At 69.2% G+C, this 15,517-nt stretch carries 14 protein-coding genes; 6 read left to right on the top strand and 8 right to left on the bottom strand.

All coding sequences use genetic code 11. From position 1 onward, the window contains the following. Window positions 1-205: 205 nt before the first annotated feature. The 3 genes from B842_RS00480 to B842_RS00490 are packed head-to-tail and all read left to right on the top strand — an operon-like array spanning window position 206 to window position 3,957. Entirely contained in the window at window positions 206-1,270 is a 1,065-nt protein-coding gene (locus B842_RS00480) for an iron ABC transporter substrate-binding protein (RefSeq protein WP_040084575.1), read from the top strand. Next, on the top strand, window positions 1,271-2,875 hold the full coding sequence (locus tag B842_RS00485; protein WP_211257056.1) for an ABC transporter permease: 1,605 nt from the start codon (window positions 1,271-1,273) through the stop codon (window positions 2,873-2,875). Then, the gene (locus B842_RS00490; RefSeq protein ID WP_040084579.1) at window positions 2,872-3,957 is read left to right on the top strand and encodes an ABC transporter ATP-binding protein; all 1,086 of its coding nucleotides are present in this window, start codon (window positions 2,872-2,874) and stop codon (window positions 3,955-3,957) included. The genes B842_RS00485 and B842_RS00490 overlap by 4 nt, the downstream gene beginning before the upstream one ends. Before the next feature lie 83 nt (window positions 3,958-4,040). Here the strand turns inward: B842_RS00490 and B842_RS00495 are convergent, their stop codons facing one another. After that, on the bottom strand, window positions 4,041-4,808 hold the full coding sequence (locus B842_RS00495) for an NAD-dependent deacylase (RefSeq protein ID WP_040084581.1): 768 nt from the start codon (window positions 4,806-4,808) through the stop codon (window positions 4,041-4,043). A 34-nt stretch (window positions 4,809-4,842) separates the two neighbouring features. Here B842_RS00495 and B842_RS00500 point away from each other — a divergent pair, with 34 nt between their 5' ends. Both B842_RS00500 and B842_RS00505 read left to right on the top strand, forming a co-directional pair. Next, window positions 4,843-5,817 carry a TIGR00730 family Rossman fold protein gene (locus tag B842_RS00500; protein ID WP_052437641.1) on the top strand — a complete coding sequence of 325 codons (975 nt, stop codon included), beginning with the start codon at window positions 4,843-4,845 and terminating at the stop codon, window positions 5,815-5,817. Window positions 5,818-5,846: 29 nt separating this feature from the next. Then, window positions 5,847-7,496, top strand: coding sequence for a DUF885 domain-containing protein (locus tag B842_RS00505; RefSeq protein WP_040084585.1), 1,650 nt, complete (start codon window positions 5,847-5,849; stop codon window positions 7,494-7,496). 83 nt (window positions 7,497-7,579) lie between these two features. Here B842_RS00505 and B842_RS00510 read toward each other — a convergent pair whose 3' ends face one another. Continuing rightward, on the bottom strand, window positions 7,580-8,596 hold the full coding sequence (locus B842_RS00510; protein ID WP_169744840.1) for a DUF559 domain-containing protein: 1,017 nt from the start codon (window positions 8,594-8,596) through the stop codon (window positions 7,580-7,582). 97 nt (window positions 8,597-8,693) lie between these two features. Here B842_RS00510 and B842_RS00515 point away from each other — a divergent pair, with 97 nt between their 5' ends. Continuing rightward, window positions 8,694-9,407: a pirin family protein gene (locus B842_RS00515; RefSeq protein WP_040084589.1), complete on the top strand. Its 714-nt coding sequence runs from the start codon at window positions 8,694-8,696 to the stop codon at window positions 9,405-9,407. Here the strand turns inward: B842_RS00515 and B842_RS00520 are convergent. The 6 genes from B842_RS00520 to B842_RS00540 all read right to left on the bottom strand — a co-directional run bounded on the left by B842_RS00520 (window position 9,394) and on the right by B842_RS00540 (window position 15,446). Further along, window positions 9,394-10,419, bottom strand: coding sequence for an AbrB family transcriptional regulator (locus B842_RS00520; protein WP_040084591.1), 1,026 nt, complete (start codon window positions 10,417-10,419; stop codon window positions 9,394-9,396). The genes B842_RS00515 and B842_RS00520 overlap by 14 nt on opposite strands. Beyond that, window positions 10,416-11,474, bottom strand: a complete 1,059-nt coding sequence (locus B842_RS00525) for an AbrB family transcriptional regulator (RefSeq protein ID WP_040084592.1) — start codon at window positions 11,472-11,474, stop codon at window positions 10,416-10,418. The genes B842_RS00520 and B842_RS00525 overlap by 4 nt, the downstream gene beginning before the upstream one ends. A gap of 36 nt (window positions 11,475-11,510) precedes the next feature. Continuing rightward, on the bottom strand, window positions 11,511-12,530 hold the full coding sequence (locus B842_RS00530) for an LppP/LprE family lipoprotein (protein WP_156119386.1): 1,020 nt from the start codon (window positions 12,528-12,530) through the stop codon (window positions 11,511-11,513). Window positions 12,531-12,843: 313 nt separating this feature from the next. Continuing rightward, complete coding sequence (locus B842_RS13915) at window positions 12,844-13,215, bottom strand: transposase (protein WP_248700183.1); 372 nt, start codon at window positions 13,213-13,215, stop codon at window positions 12,844-12,846. Then, entirely contained in the window at window positions 13,196-14,140 is a 945-nt protein-coding gene (locus B842_RS00535; protein ID WP_248700184.1) for an ISL3 family transposase, read from the bottom strand. Before B842_RS00535 ends, B842_RS13915 begins: the two co-directional genes overlap by 20 nt. Window positions 14,141-14,238: 98 nt before the next feature. Next, window positions 14,239-15,446, bottom strand: a protein-coding gene (locus B842_RS00540) for an IS3 family transposase (RefSeq protein WP_428839100.1) whose coding sequence is annotated in 2 segments (ribosomal slippage) — window positions 14,239-15,146 and window positions 15,146-15,446 — 1,209 coding nt in all. Because the reading frame shifts where the segments join, the coding sequence is not laid out codon by codon here. Window positions 15,447-15,517 lie beyond the last annotated feature (71 nt).

Consider the following 15,517-nt stretch of genomic DNA (forward strand, 5'->3'; position numbering starts at 1 on the left):
GGCGCTGCCGAGGAGGGGGCGGGGGTGGTCGATAAGGGGGCGTTCATGGAGGTGATACTACGATTCGGTACCCGGGCGGGGGTGAAGGGGTGAGAAAGTCGGGAATACCCCTGGTGTGACCGGGGGTCGCTAGGTTAGCCTTACCTTCGTTGTTCTCCCGGGGCAACGCATGATCGACAACATCACGACGTATTGAGGGGTACACATGCGCTTCACCAAGCGTTTCGCCGCAGCGGTGGTCGCCGTCTGCGGCGCCGCCGCCGGACTCGTCGCCTGCGGCAACGGTGACAGCACCGACAGCGCCGGCACCACCGGTAACACCGCCGCAGGTGACGAGGGTTCGCTCGTCATCTACTCGGGCCGCTCCGAGGACCTGGTCGCACCGCTGATCGCCGACTTCACCGAGGAGACCGGCATCGACGTGGAGGTCCGCTACGGCTCCACCGCCGAGCAGGCCCAGCTGCTGCTCACCGAGGGCGACGCCTCCCCGGCGCACGTCTTCCTCTCCCAGGAGGCCGGCGCACTCGGCCTCCTCGAGGACCAGGGCATGCTCACCGAGCTGCCGGCCGAGACCATCGCCAGCGTGGCGGAGGGCTTCTCCTCCGAGGAGAACCAGTGGGTCGGCGTCACCGGTCGTGCCCGCGCCGTCGCCTACGACTCGGAGACCGTCACCGAGGAGGAGGCCCCCGCCACCATCGCCGACATGGTCGACCCGAAGTGGAAGGGCCAGATCGGCGTCGCCCCGGGCAACGCCTCCTTCCTGGCCTTCGTCACCGCCATGCGCGTGACCGAGGGCGAGGACGCCACCCGCGAGTGGCTCGAGGCGCTCGCCGCCAACGAGCCGAAGACCTACAAGAAGAACGGTGACATCCTGGAGGCCGTCGACAAGGGCGAGATCCGGGTCGGCCTCATCAACCACTACTACTGGTACGCCGCGGCCGCGGAGCAGGGCACCGACATGCGTGCCCAGCTGAAGTTCGGCGAGGCCGGCGACCTGGCCGGTCTGGTCAACGCCACCGGCGTGGGCATCCTCACCAAGGGGGCGGGCCGCGCCGATGCGCAGGCCTTCGTCGACTACCTCCTCTCTGAGGCGGGCCAGACCTACTTCGCGCAGAAGACTTTCGAGTACCCGCTGGTCACCGGCGTGGCAGGCCCCGAGGGCGTGCCGCCGCTGGAGTCCCTCTCCGCGCCGGACGTCGATCTGGCGAAGCTGGGCACCGTCGAGGAGAGCGCCGCACTCGTCGACGAGGCCGGTCTCACCGTCGATTAGATGTCGGCCCCCGCTGTTCCATCCGCACCCTCCGGTCGTCGCGCATCCGCGCGTCGGCCGTTCGGTCGTTCCCGGGGTTCCCGCGGGATGGGCGGCACGCGTCGTCCGCACCCGCTGCTCCTCGTCCTCGCCTTCTTCACCGTCGCGGTGGTGGCCACCCCTCTGGTCTTCCTGCTCGGTGAGGCGCTGGCCGCCCCCGTCGAACGCATCACCGGCGCGCTGCTGCGCCCGCGCACGTGGCAGCTGATGACGAACACGATGCTGCTCACCCTCGGCGCCACCGGCGGGGCACTGCTCATCGGCGTGCCGACGGCCTTCCTGCTCGTGCGCACCAACCTCGTGGCCCGCCGCTGGTGGTGGGTGGCGGCCGCCCTGCCGCTGGCGATCCCCTCCTACGTCGCCGGCCTCGCGTGGGTGAGCGCCACCCCGCTGCGCGGTTACGTCGGTTCCGTGCTGGTGCTGGTGCTCGTGTCCACCCCGTACGTCACCCTCCCGGTGGCCGCCGCGCTGCGCCGCGCGGACACCTCCATCGAGGACGTCGCCCGCACCCTCGGCCTGGGTCCGGTTCGGGCGTTCCTCACCATGACGCTGCCGCAGATCGCCCCGGCCGCCGGGGCGGGTGCGCTGCTGGTGGCGCTGTACACGATCTCCGAGTTCGGCGTCGTCGCGATCATGCGCTACCCGGCGCTCACCCCGGCGGTGCAGACCGCCTTCTCCGGCACCTTCAACCGCGAGCTGGCGATGGTGCTCTCCCTCATGCTCGTGTTCCTCGCGCTGCTGGTGGTCGTCGCGGAGCGTGCTTTACGACGCCCCGTCACCGCCCTCCGCGTCCGCGGCGACGCCCCGCCGTCGGTCAAGCTCTCCCGCACCGGGCACATCCTGGCCTCCACGGCGCTGGGCACCGTGTTCCTGGCGGCCGTCGGCATGCCGATCGCCGTGCTGGTGCAGCGGCTGATCATCAGCGTCGCCGGCCGGGAGGTCGAGGTCGCACGCCTGTTGGCCGCGGCCCGGACGACGGTGCTGCTCGGTTTCGCGGGGGCGGTCGTGGCGACGCTGCTGGCCCTGCCGGTGGGCATCCTCGCCGCCCGGCAGCGCACCCGCCTGGTCGGCGGCCTGGAGACCGCCACCTTCCTCGGCCACGGACTGCCCGGCATCGTGCTCGGCCTGTCGATGGTCTACCTCGCCCTCAAGGTGGCGCCTGCGCTGTACCAGACGATGACGCTGCTGGTCATCGCCTACGGCATCCTCTACGTGCCCAAGGCCGTCGGCTCGGTCCGCACGTCGGTGGCGCAGGTGCCCGAACGTCTCGAGGACGCCGCCCGCACCCTGGGCCGCACCCCGGTGCAGACGTGGTCCGAGGTCACCGGCCGCGTTGCATGGCCGGGCATCGCCGCCGGTGCGATGCTGGTCGCGCTCACCGTGATGAAGGAACTCCCGGCCACATTGATGATGCGCCCGACGGGTGTCGATACCCTGGCCACGAGGCTGTGGCAGCTGACCGACATCGCCGCCTACGGTGGTGCCGCGCCCTACGGCCTCATGCTCATCGCCGTGGCCGCGATCCCGGCCCTGGTGCTGGCCCGTCAACCCGGAGGCTCCTCATGACGAACCACCCCCACCCGCCGGCCCTGTCCGTCCGTGGTCTGCAGGCCGCGTTCCCGGGTCCGGGGCGCACCGAGACGACGGTGCTCCACGGCCTCGATCTCGACGTGCCCGAGGGTGAGCTCCTCGCCGTCCTCGGTCCCAGCGGCTGCGGCAAGACGACGCTGCTGCGCGTGCTGGCGGGCCTGCTGCCGGCGACGGCCGGGCAGGTGGATCTGGCGGGTCGCCGCGTCGTCGACGGCCCGGTGAGCGTCGCCCCCGAGCGGCGCGGCGTGGGGCTGGTGCCGCAGGAGGCGTCCCTGTTCCCGCATCTCGACGTCGCCGCCAACGTCGCCTTCGGCCTCTCCCGCCCCCGCCTGTGGAAGCGCCGTGGGCCCGTGCCGCCGCGGGTGATGGAGCTGCTCGAGATGGTCGGCATCCCGGAGCTCGCGCACCGCATGCCCTCCGAGCTGTCCGGTGGCCAGGCGCAGCGCGTCGCACTGGCCCGGGCACTGGCCCCCGAGCCCGCCCTCGTGCTTCTCGACGAACCCTTCTCCGCCCTCGACGCCGCCCTCCGCGTGCGCCTGCGTACCGACGTCCGCGAGGTGCTGGCAGCCAGCGGCGCCACCGGTCTGCTGGTCACCCACGACCAGGACGAGGCCCTCTCCGTCGCCGACCGCGTCGCCCTGCTTTCCGCGGGGCAGTTGGTCCAGGTGGGCACCCCCTCCGAGGTCTACTCCCGCCCGGCGACGGCGTGGGTGGCGGAGTTCGTCGGCACGTGTTCAGTGCTGCGCGGCACCCTCGAGGGCGACACCGTGACCTGCGCCCTCGGCACGGTCGAGGCGACCTGCGCGGAGGGTGTCGGGTCGATCGGCAAGGTGGTCATCCGCCCCGAGCAGCTGCGTCTGTCCGCCAGGCCGGGCATCGGCGTGGGCGCCACGGTCGGCGCGGTCGAGTACGCCGGCCACTCCACCCTGTACCGGATCCGTCTGCACGGCGCGGGGGAGAAGCTGGCGGTCCGCGAGCAGGGGCCGGCGCGTTTCGCCGTCGGCGACGAGGTCACGGTGACCCCCACGGCGGCGCTCCACGTCGTGCCCACGCCCTGAGGCAACCAAAACATGCCGCGAAGCCCCCTTTCCCTGAGGCGGGGAGGGCTTTCGCGGCATGTTTTGGTTGCCTCAGGCAGGTCCTAGGCGTCCAGCGTCAGGCCCATCACCAGCTGCGTCAGGCCCTGCGCTGCGGTGGTGCGCCAGGAGACGTCCGCGATGCGGCTGAGTTCGGTCTCCTCCGGTGAGATCTCCAGGATCTTCGCCCCGAAATGCTTCGCGACGAGCGGCAGCCCCGCCGCCGGGTGCACCACCCCGGACGTGCCCACCACGACCACCAGGTCGGCCGCCGCCATGCGGGCCTCGGCACGACCCCACTCGTCCTGGGGCAGCTGTTCGCCGAACCACACCACGCCGGGGCGCACCAGGTTGCCGCACAGCGGGCACTCCGGCGGGGCCATCCGCGCGACCGGCTCGTCGGGGAACTCCACCTCGCCCTTCCAGGGGCGGGAGCAGATGGTGCAGCGGTAGTCGAAGAGCGAGCCGTGCAGGTGCACGACATCGTCCATGCCGCCGCGTTCGTGCAGGTTGTCGATGTTCTGGGTGGTGACGCCGACGTGGACGTCGGCAAGCAGGGACCAGTCGGCGATCGCCCGGTGACCCGGGTTGGGCTCCGCGCGGCGGCACACGGTGCCCCGCCACAGGTACCACGCCCACATCGGTTCGGGGTCGCGTGCCCACGAGTCGACGGAGGCGAAGGCGACCGGATCGACCTTGGTCCACAGGCCCGTCTGGGCGTCGCGGAACGTGTCGAGTCCGGATTCGGCGGACATGCCCGCACCGGTGAAGACCTCCACGCGGGAGGCCTCGCGGGCCAGGGCGAGAGCGGAAGCAAACTGGTCGGTAGCCATGCACCCCACGGTACCGGCGATAGAATCAACGGTCATGGGACTGATTTTCCGCCCGATGACCGTCGACGACCACCCTTCGCGCGCCGCAGCGCTGCGCGACCATCCGGCCCACCCGCTGGACTTCCGTCCCGGGCGCGGTGACGCCGGCTTCGTCGCCCTCGACGGCGGCCGTCCCGTCGGTGTCATCTGGGCCCAGTTCGTCGCCGGTCCGGGCCACGTCGCCGACGACATCCCCGAGATGATGCTCCACGTCGCCGAGGGGTACCGCAACATCGGACTCGGGGCCCGCCTCATCGGGCTGCTCGCCGACCACGGCCGGGAACAGGGCTGGCCCGGGATCAGCCTGTCCGTCGGGGAGGGCAGCATCGCCCGCCGTCTCTACGGGCGCACCGGCTTCGTCGACCGGGCGGCCGCCGGCACGATGCTGCTCAACCTCTCCGACCGCATCACCTCCGTCGCCGTGTACTGCGGTTCCTCCCACGGGGCGCGCCCGGCCTACACGCAGGCCGCCCGCGAACTCGGGCACGAACTGGCCGCCCGGAACCTCACCCTCGTGTACGGCGGCGGTGCCGTCGGGCTGATGGGGGAGGTGGCGGACGCGGTCGTCGAGAAGCGGGGGTCGGTGACGGGTGTCATCCCGCGCCAGCTCGTGGACCGCGAACTCGCACACCCCGGGCTGACCCGCCTGGAGGTCGTCGAGACGATGGCCCAGCGCAAGTCCCGCATGGAGGCCCTCGCCGACGCCTTCATCGCCCTGCCCGGCGGCGCCGGCACCCTCGAGGAGCTCTTCGAGGTGCTCACCATGCAGCAGCTCGGGCACATCCGCGGGCCCGTCGCCCTGTGCAACACCGAGGGGTTCTGGGACCCGCAGATCGCCATGCTGCAACGCGCCGTCGAGGAGGGCTTCCTCCGCGCCAAATACGTCGACTGCCTCGTCGTCGCCGACACCCCCGCCGCCGTGCTCGACGCCTTCACGAACTGGCAGGCGCCGGGCCGTAAATGGGACTGACCGCGCCACCCCCGGTACACTTGCCGGTCATGAGTGCCGACACCAAGCGTTCGCCTTCGCTTCTCGACGCATCGTGCGAGGGATTCGTCTACGACCTGGCGGCGCTGTCCCCGACCGACGCCACCGCATGGGGCATCCCCGGGTTCGACGGCGAGCTGCAGGACTTCTCCCCCGACTACTGGGAGGCCATCGCCGACCGCACCCGTGAGATGATCGCCGACGTCGACGCCTTCGACGACGGCACCGACGACTCCGACGACGAGGACGACTTCGACGAGGTCGACCACGTCACCGCCGCCGTCCTCCGCGACCGGCTCTGCCTCGACCTGGACCTGCACCACCACGGCGAGGACCTCGCGCAGCTCAACAACATCGCCTCCCCGGTGCAGACCATCCGCGACACCCTGCTCCTCATGCCCACGGACACCCCGGAGCAGGTCGACGCCCTGCGTTCCCGCCTGTCCAAGGTGCCCGCCGCCCTGGCCGGTTACCGCGAGTCGCTCGCCGAAGCCGCCTCCCACGGCCACGTCGCCCCCGTCCGCCAGATCGACGAGGTGTACTCCCAGTGCCAGGACCTCGTCGAGTCGCCCTCCCTCCTGGAGGAGATCGGCCTCGACCGTGACGCCCCCGAGGTGGACACCGCCAAGCAGGCCTTCGCCGACATGGCCGACTGGCTGAGCGAGCACCTGGCCACCCACGCCCCGCACGAGGACGCCGTCGGCCGCGAACGCTACCAGCGCTTCTCCCACCTCTTCGTCGGCGACACCGTCGACCTCGACGAGGCCTACTCCTGGGGGCTCGAGCGACTCCGCGAGATCGACGCCGAGCAGCAGGCCATCGCCCGGCAGCTCTACGGCATCACCGACGTGCGCCTGGCCTACCGCAAACTCAACGAGGAGCCCCGCTACACCCTCCACGGCACCGACGAACTCCTGGAGTGGATGCAGGAGACCGCCGACCGCGCCGTCGCCGACCTCCACGGCACCGCCTTCGACATCCCCGAGCCGGTGCGCACCATCGAGGCGAAGATCGACCCCGCCGGCACCGGCGGCATCTTCTACACCCCGCCGTCGGACGACTTCTCCCGCCCCGGCCGCATGTGGTGGTCCGTCCCTGCAGGTCAGGAGCGTTTCCACACCTGGCAGGAGCTGACCACCGTCTTCCACGAGGGCGTGCCCGGCCACCACCTGCAGATCGGCCAGGCGCTCGTCTCGCCGCTCAACCTGTGGCGCCGCGTCGCGTGCTGGAACTCCGGCCACGGCGAGGGCTGGGCGCTCTACGCCGAGCAGCTCATGGAGGAGCTCGGCTACCACGAGGACCCCGGCACGCGCATGGGGCTTCTCGACGCCCAGCGTCTCCGCGCCGCCCGCGTCGTCCTCGACATCGGCGTCCACCTGGGCAAGAAGATCCCGGAGGGCACCGCCGTGTGGGACGCCAGCTACGCCAAGGCCTTCCTCCGGGAGAACACCGCCATGGATGAGGCCGTGCTGCGTTTCGAGCTCAACCGCTACCTCGGCTGGCCCGGCCAGGCGCCGTCCTACGCCCTCGGCCAGCGCCTCTGGGAGCAGACGCGTGACGACGCCGTCGCCCAGGGCATGACCGTCGCGGAGTTCCACTCCCAGGCCCTGGCGCTGGGGTCGATCCCGATGTCGATCCTGCGGGAGCAGCTGCTGGACTAGGGCTGGGGCTGGGGCGGTTTGGTGTGACACCAGGCCCCGCCCGGTACCGGACGGCCCCTGGTGTCACACGGAACGGACACCGGTCAGGCGAGGTTCGGGTCCTCCGGGCTGCCCGGTTCCACACCCATGGCGCGCAGCTCCTCGTTGCTGAAGAACGGGGGTTCGGTGACCGCGTGCCCGGCGGCGCGGAGGGTGTGGTGCCACGTCCAGGGTGGCGCCACCTCGCAGGGGAGGAGCGCGGGCGGTGTGGAGCGTGTCCGCCTGTTCCCGGTCCGCCACGTAACCGTGTCTGCCACCTGCTCGACGACCCTGTCCAGGTGCCGGTACACGCACTCGCCGGTGTAGTGGAGGACCAGCCAGCCGCGGCGGGCGCCGTCGTTGGCCTTCCACCGGTCGATGACGGAGGTGCGCTCGTTCTCGCCGTCGGCCAGTGCGGCGTGGTAGCGGAAGCTGTCGAGGTCGATGAGGATTTTCGCGTGTGGGATGGCGAAGTCCCAGTGGTAGTGGCCGAGGGGGAAGTTCTGGGTGAGGGTGATGCCCCGCGCTTTCAGGGCCCGTGCCAGCGTCTGCTCGGACTTGCTGTCGGAGGCGATGGAGGCCGACGCCAGGAGGGTGCGCAGCGCGGGCGGCAGGGGTCCCATTGCCGCGAGATCCGCGGCCAGCGTCGCGTTGCCCTCCCGTCCGGCGTAGTGCCTCTCCAAGAAGGCGCGGGCCGTGGCGGAGTCCTCCGCCAGCAGGTCACCCACCGCCCCGACGGGTGGCACGACCCGGTGCCCGTTGACGGTGCGGGTGGCGAGGGTGCGTACCTGGCGGACGGTGACGAGGGGCCCGCTCCGGTAGTTGTGGGGCCGCTGCACCACTGCCTCCAGCGGCGTGGTCGTGGGGACGCCGTCGTGGATCTGCCGCGCGGTGACGCCGCTGAAGGCCAGGTGGGGCCGGGTGTGGGCCACCGCCCGGAGCAGCAGGCCCCCCTCCGGTGGGGCGGTGCAGTAGACGCCGTGCTCGACGCGGTGCAGTTGTCCCTGTGTCACCAGGGCTTGTCGACGCCGCCGCCCGATCCCCAGTTCCTCGAGCTGCGCGGTGCGGTAGACGGTTCCCATCGTGTTCTCCCCCTGGCGCGTAAGCCTAGGGCGGCCGCGGTGGCGCCGCACGGGCAGCCTATTGAGGTCCGGCAGCCCGCGGGCTAGGCTTGGTGATATGTCAACGTTCACTGTCATCCGTTCCGCCGACCGGGACCACTGGCGCGACTCCGCCATCCTCTCCCGGCAGTCCTTCCCCGCCACTGGCAACTTCGACCTGGAGGCCAACGCCTTCGGGCTGCTCATGATGCACAACGACGACATCGTGTCCCCGGGCGAGGGCTTCGACATGCACTTCCACAAGGACGTCGAGATCCTCAGCTGGATCGTCGACGGCGCCGTCCACCACCGCGACTCCGGCTCCGACGAGATCACCGAGGTCCGCGCCGGCATGGCCCAGCACATCTCCGCGGGCTCCGGCGTCCGCCACTCGGAGGTCAACGCCGGCGGCTACACCAGCGGCCGCACCGTGCGCGTCGTCCAGTCCTGGCTGCCGGCCGACGAGAAGGGCACCCCGCCCTCGCACAAGAGCCACGACTTCGCCGCCGACCTCGCCGCCGGCGGGGTGTTCCAGGTCGCGGGCCCGGGCTCGCCGCTGCCGCTGGGCACCACCGGCGCCGCCCTGTACATCGCGCGTGTCGACGCCGCCCCCGTCACCCTCCCCGGTTCCGCCTACGTCCACCTCTACGTCATCGACGGCGAGGTGGAGGTCGCGGGTGAGACCCTGCGGGAGGGGGATGTGCTGCGGGGGAGGGACGTCGAGAAGCTGGAGGTCACGGGGCAGGGACAGGTCCTGCACTGGGTGATGGACCGCGCGATCACGCCCGCCTGACCAGGCGGATGATCTGCGGGAGGTAGCCCGCCACGACGAGAAGGGTGAACAGGCGGAGGAGCTGGATCGCGACGACCGTCGGCCCCGCCCCACCCTCCGCGGACAGCGCGAGGACGGTCTCCAGCGCTCCCGGGCTGGTGGCCAGGTACGCCTCGAAGTAGGTGATGTCCAGCCACCACGCCAGCGGGACCGCGGTGCCCGCGCAGGCGAGGATGACCACGACGATGAACGTGACCGTCGCCGGCAGCTGACGCGCGAAGACCCGCAGCGCCGGCACCGAGAGGGCGCCGCCGCACATCCAGCCGATCGCCAGGAAGGCGGCGATGCGGAACGTCTCCGGTGGCAGGAGCGACCACTGCGGCACCGCCAGCCCGAGGACGACCGTGATGAGCAGCGGGCCGAGCACGCTCGGCACCGGGATACGCAGCGGGCGGGCCAGGCTCCCGCCGAAGTAGGCGACCGCCGCGATGAGGAGCAGCAGGAACCAGGGGCGGGAGTCCGTGAGCTCCGGCGATGCGCCGCCGGGGTGGGGGAGGAACGCCGTGACCAGCGGCAACGTCATCGAGACGACGAGCAGCCGCAGGTACTGGGTGAGGGCGACGAAGCGGTAGTCGGCGCCCAGCTCCTGCGCCAGCACCGGCAGGATCGACGCCCCGCCGGCGAGCATCGACAGGATGCCCGTCTCCGGCGACACCGAGGCCTCGCGCCGGGCCAGCAGCAGCCCGCCCAGGACGCCGATGCCGATGGTGACCACCGCGACGAGGAGGCCGGGGACGAGGAGGGAGGCGAGCGTCGGCACGCCGACACCGACGAGCGGCAGACCCGCGAGCATGCCGATGACGCCCCGCCCGAAACGGTAGAAGGAGTCGTTGACCTCCAGCTCACGGCCCGTGCCCAGCGCCACCGCGCCGGACGCGGCGATGCCCGCCACGATCCACGCGGCGGGCACGTTCCACCAGGAGAAGAGCAGCCCCAGGACTATCGACGCCGGCGCAACGACCGCCCATCTCATCCGCGGCCCCGCAGCAGGAACCGCAGGATGTGCGGCAGCCAGCCCGCGATGAGGAGCACACCCAGCAGGCGGATCAGCTGGATCGCGACGACCGCGGGACCCGCCCCACCCTCGGAGGACAGTGCCAGCGCCGTCTCGATCGCACCGGGGCTCGTCGCCAGGTAGGCCTCGAAGTAGGTGATGTCCACCCAGTACATGATCGGGACCGCCAGCACCGCGCAGGCCGCGCTGAGGGCCACGATGAAGGTGATCGTGGCGGGCAGCTGCCGGCCGAAGAACTTCAACGCCGGGATCGACAGCGCACCACCGCACATCCAGCCGATGGCCAGGAAGGCGTAGATGCGGAAGAACTCCGGCGGCTGCATGCTCCAGTCCGCGGGCAGGAGAATGCCCGCGAGCACCGTGAGCAGCAGGGGACCGAACACCGCGGGGGAGGGCAGGCGCAGCAGCGAGCCGACCCTGTCACCGAAGAAGGCCACCAGCGCGATGACCGGGAACATCCACGGGTTGACCGGCGGGCCGGTCGGGCCTGCGCCGGTGTCGGCGGGCATCATGAAGAAGGCGCTGACCAGGGGCAACGTCATCGACACGGCCAGCAGGCGCAGGTACTGACTGAGGGCGACGTAACGGAAGTCGGCGCCCAGGTCGCGGGCCAGGGCCGGCATCACCGAGGAACCACCCGCCAGCATGGACAGCACGCCCGTCTCCCGGCTAATCGCCGGTTCCGCCCGGGAGAGCAGCAGTCCACCGAGAATGCCGAACCCGACCACCACCAGGGCGACGACGACGCCGGGCAACGCGTACCCCGCCAGCTCACCGAGGGGCACCCCGGCCAGGGGGATGCCCGCGAGGATGCCGATGGTGCCGCGGCCACCCTTCTCGAAGGTGGCGTTCAGCGGCAGCTCCTCATGGGTGGACAGGGCCACCGCGCCGGCACCGATGATGCCGGCCAGGATCCACGCGGCGGGGACGTTGAAGTGGCTGAACAGCAGGCCCAGGACGAGGGACGCGGCGGCGACGATGAGCCAGCGTGTGGCTGTTTTCCCAGAACCCATGCCCTTGACCTTACGGGGAAGGTCAAATCAGGGCGTTCACCATTCACCCACGTAGCCGGGGGAGATGTGCACCCCCTGACCGGGCTCGAGCCCGATCCTCGCGACATTCGGCTCCTGCAGATCCACGACGGCCGTGCCCACCCGGTAGATGTCACCGCGGGGGAGCGTCGGCAGTCCGCGGGCGTCGGGGGCGATGTTGATGTCCTTCTCGATCCGCGCCGGGGAGATCACGTACCGCACATGGTTGGAGCCGTCCCCGTCCCAGTGGGCCTGGAAGTTGGCCCAGCAGTCCGCGATCACCCCGTCGTCGCGGCCCAGCTCGCACTGGAGGGTCTGCTCGCTGTTGAGCGGGAGCAGGTAACGGCCCGTGGGCAGTTCGGCGGCGTAGGGACTGCCGTGGGCGTTGCCCTCCGGCGGCAGACCGGCCTGCGAGTCGAGCGGCGGGTTGCGGAAGTCGATGACCGGCACCGCCCCACGCAGCTCGTCCGGGGTGGAGTAGGCGACGAGGCGGAGATGGTCGTCGAGCAGCTCGTAGGACTCCTCCGAGGTGCGCGGGGCCTGGTTGTGGCGCCAGGTGATCAGGGCCGCGTTGTCGGCCAGACGGCGGACATTGTCGACGCCCGCGTACAGGGGCGGCTGGTAGTTCGACACGAAACGGTCGCCCGCGAACAGCACCACCGTGCCGGCCGGGCGGGAGTGGTCGCCGTTGATGTCGCCGATGGTGCCGTCGAGAAGCACCCAACTGAGGTCGCGGCAGGAGTCGTAGGTGTTCTCCCGGACGTCGAAGTGGAAGTACTCCGCGGAACTGGTCCGGATGCTTGCGGTGCGCAGGTGCGGGCCGAACTCGCTGGCGGCGAGGTCGCCGGAGGTGCAGTCCGGGGTGGAGGGCGGTGTGGTGGGATCGGGGCTGCGGCCGGAGGTGCTGGTGGCGGTGGTCGCGGATTCGCTGGTGACGGGGGCGGCGCCATTGGTGCCGTTGTCGGCGGGGGAGCACGCGACCAGTGCCGTGGCCGCCAGGAGAGCGGCCACGACGGTGGGCATCGGGTGGTGATTCAAGTCGATCAACCTCCTCGGTCTCTTGCTTATTCAGTCGTATTTCCCACCTCAGCGTTACCGGGAGGAGTGGGTGGAGCTCCGTGTAATTCGCCGTTGCCTCCCGGTCTGTTGTCGAGTTCATGGCCGGGTTTCGGCGCTACCACAGCTCCGTGAATCGTGCTGACTGAGAAGCGCGCGGAGGATCGGTTTCGGGGGCAAGGATCTGTTTGTTTTCCGAGGTCAATCGGGGCAAGGGGGTATTTTCCCACTAACGAGCTTCTTTGTTTTCTCAGGTGTTGATAAGTTAACTGAAGGTAAAAGGGCTCTTCGCTTTTTAGAGTGCGTTGATCTTCCCCTGCAGCTGCCCGGAGTGAATCAGGCACCGCAAGATGTAGTGGTCCAGGTTCCTGAACCCGAGGGCGATGCCGCGCAGGTGCTCCAGCCGTCCGTTGATAGCCTCGACTGGCCCGTTGGATGCGCCGATATCGAAATAGGCGAGGATGTCCTCACGCCGGCGCCACAAGGTGCGCCCGAGTTGGGCGAGCTCCTCCAGCCCGGCGGGTAGTCCCTTACGAATGCTGTTGATCACCCTGCTCATCAGCTTCTTTCCCTCCGATTTCTTCGGATGCCCGTACGCCTGGATCATGTCCTGGTAGAACATCCAGGTGACCTCGAGTGCGACGTACTCATCGTCGGTGGCCCACAACAGGTCCAGTCGCCTGTTTCTGCCGCTGCGTGAGGCAGTTCGTGCGGGTCAACAAGGTCCGGCGGTGCTTGTACAGCGGATCGTCCTTGCGTCCACGACGCCCGGTGGTCTCCCGTTGCAGTCGCTGCCGGCACCCGCTGAGCTTCCCAGCTGCCAGATGGATTACGTGAAACGGATCCATCACCTTGGTTGCGTCCGGGAGGACCTGGTCCACGGCGCAGGCATAGCCGGCAAACCCGTCCATGGTCACCACCTGCACCTGCTGGCGGAACTTAGGGTCGCGTTCCTGCAGCCACGTGCGCAGCACTTCCGCGCTTCGTCCGGAGCGGATCTCCAGCAGTCGGGCAGGCCCACGCCCATCCACCAGCGGGGTGAGGTCGACGAGGATGGTCACCAGGTTCGACGGTTCCGTGGGGCGACGGGTGTGTTTCCAGACGTGCTCGTCGACGCCGAGGATGCGCACCCCGTCGAGGTGGTGCGGGTTGTCGTAGACGAGCTTACGGCAGGCATCGAGTGCCACCTGGTTGACCAGCTCCCACCCGATACCCAACGCTTTGGCGGTGGCGGACACGCTCATCCGATCAATCGCCAGTCGCTGGAGGATCCAGCGGGTGACCCGGTGGGTGAGCTTCGCACCGTCATCGGCACACGTCAGGGAGGCCTGGAAGATCTTCCTGCCGCAGGCTGGATAGCTGCAGGTGAACCTCGGGGGACGCGCACGTGCAGACGGGTGGGAAACCCGACGACGGGAAGGTCGACCAGGGGCCGGACGATGTGGTCCCGTAGCTTTTTCGGGGTTTCCGCACTCGGGGCAGAGTCCGTCCACGGTCACGGGTGCGGCATCGATGATGGTGATGTTCCCGGCGTCGGCGGCACCGGTGATCGTCAATCCGATTTCCGCGGTACGGCAGATGGTGTCGGCCACGAGGTTGGAACTCAGGCTGCACAGTAGGGTCCTGGTTCGGTCAGATGATGGTGTGGTAACTGGGCCCGACCCCCGGAAAGTAGACACAGGGGATGTGATCAGGAAGCAGATCTCAGCATAACAGGACACCGCTCCTCAAACACTGCTGGCGCGAGATATTTACACCAGGAATGTCGACGCGTGGTGTTGTAGCGGGTACACCAGCGGAAAACATCTCGCCGGCACTGCAACTGATTGGTAAACGTCTTCGCGTCCTGGAGGACCTCGCGCTTCAACGCGGCGTTAAATGACTCCGCCAAGGCATTGTCAGGACTGGCACCAATCGCGCCCATCGACTGCCGGATCCCTAACTCCCCGCACGTGTCCTGGAACGCATGCGAGGTATAGACACTTCCGTGATCCGAGTGAAAAACAGCATCCTTTAGACTTCCACGCTGTCCCTTCGCCATCACCAGCGCGTCCTGGACCAGGGAGGTGCGCATGTGATCGGCGATCGCGAAGCCGACCAGCCGACGGGAATAGCAGTCGATGACGGTGGCCAGGTACATATTCGACCCGTCCGCGATCGGCAGGTAGGTGATGTCGCCGACGTAGACCCGATTGGGATGCTCAGCGGTGAATTTCCTTCCCACGAGATCCGGAAAAACCGACTTCTTTCCCTCGGACACCGGGGTGGTGATCTTGCGTTTCTTCGAATACCCGAACAGCTTCAACGAGCGCATGATGCGGGCGACTTTCTTGTGGTTGACCGGGGTTGCGGTCGAATCGTCGTTGAGTTCCGCAGTGATGCGTTTCGCCCCGTAGCATCCGCGTTCCTTGGTGAACACGGCCTTGACCCTTGCGCCGAGGATCGCGTCGCTGAGCAGACGTTTCTTCCTGGTGGCGGAGGTGTTTTTCCATTTGTAGTACGAGGACCGATTGAGCTTGAGGACCTCGCATAACCGCTTAACCGAATGGTCGTTCCGGGCGTCGTCAACGAACTGGAAGCGGATCACCAGTTCGTCTCTTCCGCAAAATATTTCGCGGCCTTGCGCAGAATGTCGCGTTCCTCCCGGAGTCTGCGAACTTCTCGTTCCAGCTGGCGGATGCGTTCCGCTTCGGTCACCACGGTCGGTGTGTCAGAGCTGGAGGAAGAATCCGAGCTGCTGGTGCGGGCTCCGGTGCCGTATTTGCGGACCCAGATCTGGAGCGTGTTGCGGTTGACGCCGAGTTCTGTGGCGAGGGCGTTGATCGATACCCCGGGTGAGTTCTCGTAGAGGGCGACCGCGTCGCGGCGGAACTCCTCGGTGTAGGTCTTGATCGGCATGGTGGCAGGTTACCTTTCTTCCCCGGCAGAAAGCCGGGTTGTCGGGTGTCTACCAAACAGGGGTCAGGTCC

Source organism: Corynebacterium humireducens NBRC 106098 = DSM 45392 (assembly GCF_000819445.1).
Classification (GTDB): Bacteria; Actinomycetota; Actinomycetes; order Mycobacteriales; family Mycobacteriaceae; genus Corynebacterium; species Corynebacterium humireducens.